Origin of the sequence: Kitasatospora putterlickiae, from assembly GCF_039527695.1 — a bacterium.
GTDB lineage: Bacteria > Actinomycetota > Actinomycetes > Streptomycetales > Streptomycetaceae > Kitasatospora > Kitasatospora putterlickiae.
The window spans coordinates 3737-9732 of sequence record NZ_BAAAKJ010000326.1; the positions used below are offsets into that span (position 1 = coordinate 3737).

Annotated in this window: 4 protein-coding genes; 1 reads left to right on the forward strand and 3 read right to left on the reverse strand. The window is 73.6% G+C overall.

The genetic code is table 11. From position 1 onward, the window contains the following. Positions 1 to 23: 23 nt before the first annotated feature. The 3 genes from ABD308_RS30895 to ABD308_RS30905 all read right to left on the reverse strand — a co-directional run bounded on the left by ABD308_RS30895 (position 24) and on the right by ABD308_RS30905 (position 4113). A complete protein-coding gene (locus tag ABD308_RS30895) occupies positions 24 to 1037 on the reverse strand; it encodes a metallophosphoesterase family protein (protein WP_344342351.1) in 1014 nt (337 codons plus the stop codon). 161 nt (positions 1038 to 1198) lie between these two features. Continuing rightward, the gene (locus tag ABD308_RS30900) at positions 1199 to 2701 is read right to left on the reverse strand and encodes a carboxylesterase/lipase family protein (protein ID WP_344342356.1); all 1503 of its coding nucleotides are present in this window, start codon (positions 2699 to 2701) and stop codon (positions 1199 to 1201) included. Positions 2702 to 2703: 2 nt separating this feature from the next. Beyond that, positions 2704 to 4113, reverse strand: coding sequence for an FAD-binding oxidoreductase (locus ABD308_RS30905; RefSeq protein ID WP_344342352.1), 1410 nt, complete (start codon positions 4111 to 4113; stop codon positions 2704 to 2706). Between the two features lie 87 nt (positions 4114 to 4200). On the opposite strand from ABD308_RS30905, the gene ABD308_RS30910 reads away from it, so the two are divergent. Further along, positions 4201 to 5925, forward strand: a complete 1725-nt coding sequence (locus ABD308_RS30910; RefSeq protein WP_344342354.1) for a helix-turn-helix domain-containing protein — start codon at positions 4201 to 4203, stop codon at positions 5923 to 5925. Positions 5926 to 5996 lie beyond the last annotated feature (71 nt).

The following is a 5996-nucleotide window of genomic DNA, read 5'->3' on the forward strand; positions in this document are numbered from 1 at the left end:
GAGGGGCCGGCCGCGAGCGGCGGTCAGATCCGCGTGGAGAGCGGCACCGTGATCTGCTTCATCCAGGTCCCGGTCGCGAAGTCGCGCGCCTTGATGACGACCCGGTCGCGGTGCACGTCCACCTGGAGCCCCTGGTTGAAGTGCCCGGGGACGGTGGCCTCGCCGCCCTGCCCGTTGTCGGCGAAGCCCGTCTGCACGGCGCCGGTGTTGATCACCGAGAAGCCGTCGAGGTTGGCGGTGCCCGGCACGACGCGGCGCACGTACCAGTCGGAGAGGGTCAGGTCCCAGTGGGTGTGGCCGCTGAAGAGGAACACGTCGCGGTGGCGCCCGAGGATGCCGAGCAGCCGGTCGGGCTGGAGGTAGTCGCTCAGGTAGATCTTGCTCCGGGTCCCGGAGACGGTGTTGGGCAGCGGGTGGTGGGTGACCACCATGACCGGCTTCCGGCGCTTGCCCCAGTACTGCAGGCGGTCCTCAAGCCACTGGAACTGCGCCTCGCTGATCCACACCTCGTCCCACAGGGACTTGTCGTGGAACCTCATGTAGCGCTCGGTTCCGAGGGTCAGCACCGGGATGCCGCCGAAGGAGGTCTCCGCGTAGACCGCCGACCGCTTGGCGAACCGGTAGAAGCTGCGGAAGAGCGAGTCCTCGGTGGTCCCGTTCGGCCAGGTGCTCTGGGCGAGCGTGTCCGGGTCGGCCCACTTGGGGACGTAGAACTCGTGGTTGCCGATCGCCCAGGCCACCTCGCGGGGCTTCGGGCCCTGCTCCAGCACCTTCTGCACGTCGGCGTACTCGAAGTCGTAGCCGCGCGGCGTGATGTCCCCGGCGACGGCCAGGCCCGAGGAGCGGGGGTTGGTGGCCCTGATGTCCTTGAGCGCCTGGGCGAAGTCGCCGAGGTCGCCCTGGATGTCACTGATGACGTTGAACGTGGTCACCAGCCCCTCGCCACCGGCGGCGGGCGCCGCCTGCGCGGTCCCCTGGGCGAGGCCTCCGAGCACCAGCGCGCCGGCGGTGGCACCGAGAAGGGATCTGCGTTCCATCGTCCTACCTTTCGACTGCGCGCAGGGGGCGACGCCACCTCCGCGCTTTGGACCAGACCCGTTATCAATACGCGATCAAGTGGGCGGCCAGGTGAACACCCATCGACAGGTGGCCGAGGCCGCCCCCGGTCCCCACCGGGGGCGGCCTCCTTCCCGAGCGTTCAGCGGACGTCTCGCCAGAGCGCCCGTTCCGGCCCGTCCGCCGTCGTCGTGGAGGTCCATTCGGTGCCGATGCGTCGCACGACGGGTGCTTCGGGGGTGAAGCGCGGCCAGCCCGGGTCGCCGTCCCGGGCGAAGGCGACCCAGCTCGCGTGCAGGCGTTCGGCGAGCCCGCGCGCCGTCCCGTCGTCCTGGCGGACGTCGAGCACCCCGTAGTCCACGCGGCCGAGGTTGTCGAACACGAAGGGGAGTTCGAGGCCGTGGCAGGCGCCGAGCGCGCCGTCGTATCCGGGAGAGGTCCAGGTGAACTCGTAGCGCCAGGTGCCGCCCGGGTGCCGGGCGTGTGCCTCGGCGAGGCGCGCGGTCGGCACCGCGAACATGTAGTCCGTCCCGATGGCGCCGAGGAGTTCACGCGGAGTACCGCCCCGGCCGGCGACGCGGTAGGCCTCCAGGAGGGTGGCCGGATCCGGGTGCAGCGCGGCCGCCGCGGCGTGCAGGAGCGATTCGGTCGTCTCCGGTACGGGCAGCGCGACGAGGTAGAGGTTCATCTCGTCGCTGTTCGCCCCGGCGAGTACGTCGACGTCGGCGGCGGCGCCGAGGCGCACCGCGTCCACGGGTTGCCCGGTGAGCAGGTCGCCGTCGATCACCGGGCCCAGCCGCGACAGTCCCATCAGGGGGTCGCGCACCCCGTCCACGGTGAGGTCGAGAGGAGTCGCCTCCAGCCGTGCCACCGCTCCGGTGAGGGCCTCGTCGGGGATCTCCGCGAAGGCCGCGAGCGTCGCGGGCACCCCGAGCAGCCCGGCGAGCACCGCGGTCACGTGGTCGGCCTGCGCGGTGGTCAGCGCGTGCGACGCGCCGCCGCTCTGGACGATCGCGCGGCGGAACAGGCCAGCCGGCGCGGCCGCGAGCAGCGCGCCCACGCTGAGCGCGCCCGCGGACTCCCCGAAGACCGTGAGGTTGTCCGGGTCGCCGCCGAAGGCCGCGATGTGCTCGCGCACCCACTGGAGCGCGGCGATCTGGTCGCGCAGCCCGCGGTTGTCCGGGGCGCCCGGCAGCCGCAGGAAGCCTGGTACGCCCAGCCGGTAGTTGACCGTCACCAGCACCACGCCGTCCTGGGCGAAGCGGGTGCCGTCGTAGCTGGCCTGCCGGCCGGAGCCGCCCACGAACGCGCCGCCGTGGATGAACACCATCACCGGCAGGCCGCCGCCCGTGGCGTCCTCGGGGGTCCAGACGTTGAGGTTGAGATAGTCCTCGCCGGGTGTCCACCCGGTGCCGAGGATCGCGCTCAGGTCGGGCACGCCGGGAATGCCGGCCCGGTTCACCTGCGGTGCGGTCGGGCCGAAGGCGCGAGCGTCGAACTCGCCCGTCCAGTCCGCGGGCCGGGGCGCCGCGAAGCGGTCCGTGCCCGTCGGCCCGGCGGCGTACGGGATGCCACGGAAGACCCGGACCCCCTCCGACCTGACACCCCTGACCGACCTCGGTCCGATGTGGACGACCGGTTCCATCGTCACGCCCCTTCCGGTTGATACGCCATGACCTTGCCTGGATTGAAGATTCGCCGGGGATCCAGTGCGTCCTTGACCGCCCGGTTGAGTGCGAGGACGGCGGGGCCGGCCTCGGTGCTGAAGCCGTCCCGTTTGAGCAGCCCGACCCCGTGCTCACCGGTCACCGTCCCGCCGAGTTCCAGCGCGGCGGCGATGATGTCCTCGAACGCGGCCTGCGCGCGCCGTTTCGCGGCCTCGTCGCCGGGCCGGGTGATCAGCAGCGGGTGGAGGTTGCCGTCGCCGGCGTGCGCGATGTTGGCGATCAGCGTGTCGTGCCGGGCCGCGGCCTCCTCGATGCGGGCCAGCATCTCGGGCACCGCGGACTTCGGCACGCAGACGTCCTCGGTCAGCACCGGGCCCAGGCGTTCGAGCGCCGGGTAGGCCAGCCGCCGCGCCTCGAACAGCGCGTCGGCCTCGTACTGATCGGTCGAGCGCACCGCGAACGTCGCCCCCGCCCGCTCGAAGCAGGCCAGCATGGTGTCCGCCTCCAGCTCGCCCTCCGGGCCCGGACCGTCGGTCCGGCCCAGCAGCAGCACGTCGGCCTCGGTCGACAGACCCATGTGCTTCCACGCGTCGACGGCGGCCAGGCAGTGCCGGTCGACGAGTTCCAGCGCGGAGGGGATCAGACCCGCCTCGGCGACGGCGGCGATCGCGTGCCCGGCGTGGACGACCGACGAGAAGTGGCCCGCGACCGTGTGCTCGGGTTCCCGCGCCGGGCGCAGGCGCACGGTGATCTCGGTGATCAGGCCGAGCGTGCCCTCGGAGCCGACCATCAGCCCGGCCAGGTCGTAGCCCGCGACGCCCTTGGCGGTGCGGCGGCCGACGCGCACCAACTCGCCCGTCCCGGTCACGAACTGCAGCCCGAGCACGTAGTCGCGGGTGACGCCGTACTTGACGCAGCACAGTCCGCCGGCGTTGGTCGCGACGTTGCCGCCGATGGTCGACCAGGGTGAGCTGGCCGGGTCCGGCGGGTACCACAGGCCGTGCCCGGCGCAGGCGGCGCGCAGATCGTCGTTGACGACCCCGGGCTCGACCACCGCGAGCCGCTCCAGCGGGTCGATCTCCTTGATCGCCGTCATCGCCTCGGTGGACACGACCACGCAGTCCTCGATCGCGTTCGCTCCGCCGGACAGCCCGGTGCCCGCGCCGCGCGGCACGACCGGGGCGCCGAACCGCAGGCAGACCTGGACGACGTGCCGCGCCTCCTCGGCGGTGCGCGGCCTGACCACCGCCGCGGGGGTGCCGTAGGGCGCCCATTCGGCCTCGTCATGGGCGTAACCCTTGATCACGGCGGGACCGGTGATGACCCGGCCCGCGGGCAGGCCCCGGGCCAGTTCACCGGTCAGCTCACTCCGCCACGCTTCGCTTCGCATGCCGCCGACACTAGGGGCGCCGGATCGCGCGGCTCAATGTGCGGACCGGCTACCATCTCGGACACTCAATGGATGGAGTGTCCACTGATGGACGAGTCGTGGCTGGACCTGTTGCTGCGCGACGCGGCGCCGGACGAGTTGCAGCGGCACGGCGGCGACCTGGCCCGGTCGCACGGCCCCGTGGCGGCCGACCGGGAGACGGCGCAGGCCCTGCGCCTGGCCATGATGCTGCGGCAGCAGGCCCAGCGGGCGGCCGAGCTGGCCGCCCTCAACGAGATCGCGATCCGGCTGGCCGCCCTCCACGCGCCGGACGACCTGCTGCCGGAGATCGTCGGCCAGGCACGCCGGCTGCTCGGCGTCGACCTGGCCTACCTCGGCCTGGTCGAAGGCGGTCACCTGAGGCTGAAGGTCACCAGCGGCGCGCTCACCCCGGAACTCGTCGGCGTGGTGATCCCGCTGTCGGTCGGGCTGGCCGGCGAGGTGATCGAGCACGCCGCGCCCCGCTGGACGGCGGACTACCGGCGGGAGCGGCGCTTCCGCCACGACGAGACCGCCGACACCGCGGCGCGCGCCGAGAACATGCGCGGGCTGCTCGGGGTTCCGCTGCACCTGCGCGGGCGTGTCCTCGGCGCCCTGTTCGCGGGCAACCGGCAGGAACGGGACTTCACCGGGCACGAGGTGACCCTGCTGTCGGCGCTGGCCGCGCACGCCGCCATCGCGATCGAGAACGCCAACGCCATGGACGGGCTCAACACCGCCAACGACCAGCTCGCGCGCCGCACCGAGGAGCTGGAGCAGACGCTGCGCTGGGACCAGCGGCTGACGCGCGTGGTGCTCGGCGGCGGCGGGGTCGAGGAGTTGCTCGCCGAGATCGGCTCGATGGCGAGCGGCGACGTCCGGTTCGTCCTGGAACCGCCGTCGGGCGCCGGGACCGCGGCGCAACCGGTCGTGGCACAACCGGTCGTGGCGGGAGGACGGACCTTCGGCGCGCTCGTGCTCGACGGCGAACCCGCGCCCGACGACCGGCCGCTCCTCGAACGGGCCGCCCCGGCACTCGCGCTCGCGCTGGTCGCCGAGCAGGCGGTGGCCGAGGCGTCCCGGCACACCCGCGCGGCGCTCCTGGTCGACCTGCTCACCACGACGTCGGACCGCCCGCGCGCCCTGCGTCAGGCCGGGCTGGACGCGTCGACGCCGTACTCGGTGCTCGTCCTCGCGTCCGCCTCCGCGAGGGCGCACGTCGAGCGAACCCCCTCGCTGGCGGGCGCGGTCGTCGCCGAGCACGACGGTCACCTGCTCGTCGTGGCCCCCGCCGGTCCCGACACCATCCGGCGGGACTGGCCGCGCGGCGCGGACGCCCCGACGGCGGGCATCGCCGGGCCCGCGCGCGGACAGGCGGAACTGCGGCGCTGCTTCCACGAGGCGCGCCAGACGCTCAGCGCCCTGGAGGCACTGGGGCGCACCGGCGAGGCCGCGACCGCCGACCGGCTCGGGCTGTACCGGATCCTGCTCGGCCACACCGGGCGCCGAGACCTGGACCAGGCGTTCGAGGACGTGCTGGGCCCCGTACTGGCCGAGCAGGGACGCCGCGCGGTGCCGCTGCTGGAGACGCTGCGCGTGTTCCTGGACCACGGCCGCCGCCCCCGCCCGGCCGCCGCCGCACTCGCGATCCACGTGAACACGCTCTACCAGCGCCTGGCGACCGTGGACAGCGTCCTCGGCGAACGGTGGCGCGCTCCGGAGCGGTCCCTGGAACTGCAGATGCTGCTCCACCTCAAGGCGGCGAGTGACGCGCTGGACCAGCCGGAAGGCTAGCCCGGGGGCCGGCGGGACCGTCAGCCGCGGACTTCGGGACCCGGTCCCCGCACGGGGTGCCCTCCGAGCGG

Coding starts and splice junctions, on each gene's coding strand:
- ABD308_RS30895 (WP_344342351.1), bottom strand. CDS start 1,037: ATGGAACGCAGATCCCTTCTCGGTGCCACCGCCGGCGCGCTGGTGCTC.
- ABD308_RS30900 (WP_344342356.1), bottom strand. CDS start 2,701: ATGGAACCGGTCGTCCACATCGGACCGAGGTCGGTCAGGGGTGTCAGG.
- ABD308_RS30905 (WP_344342352.1), bottom strand. CDS start 4,113: ATGCGAAGCGAAGCGTGGCGGAGTGAGCTGACCGGTGAACTGGCCCGG.
- ABD308_RS30910 (WP_344342354.1), top strand. CDS start 4,201: ATGGACGAGTCGTGGCTGGACCTGTTGCTGCGCGACGCGGCGCCGGAC.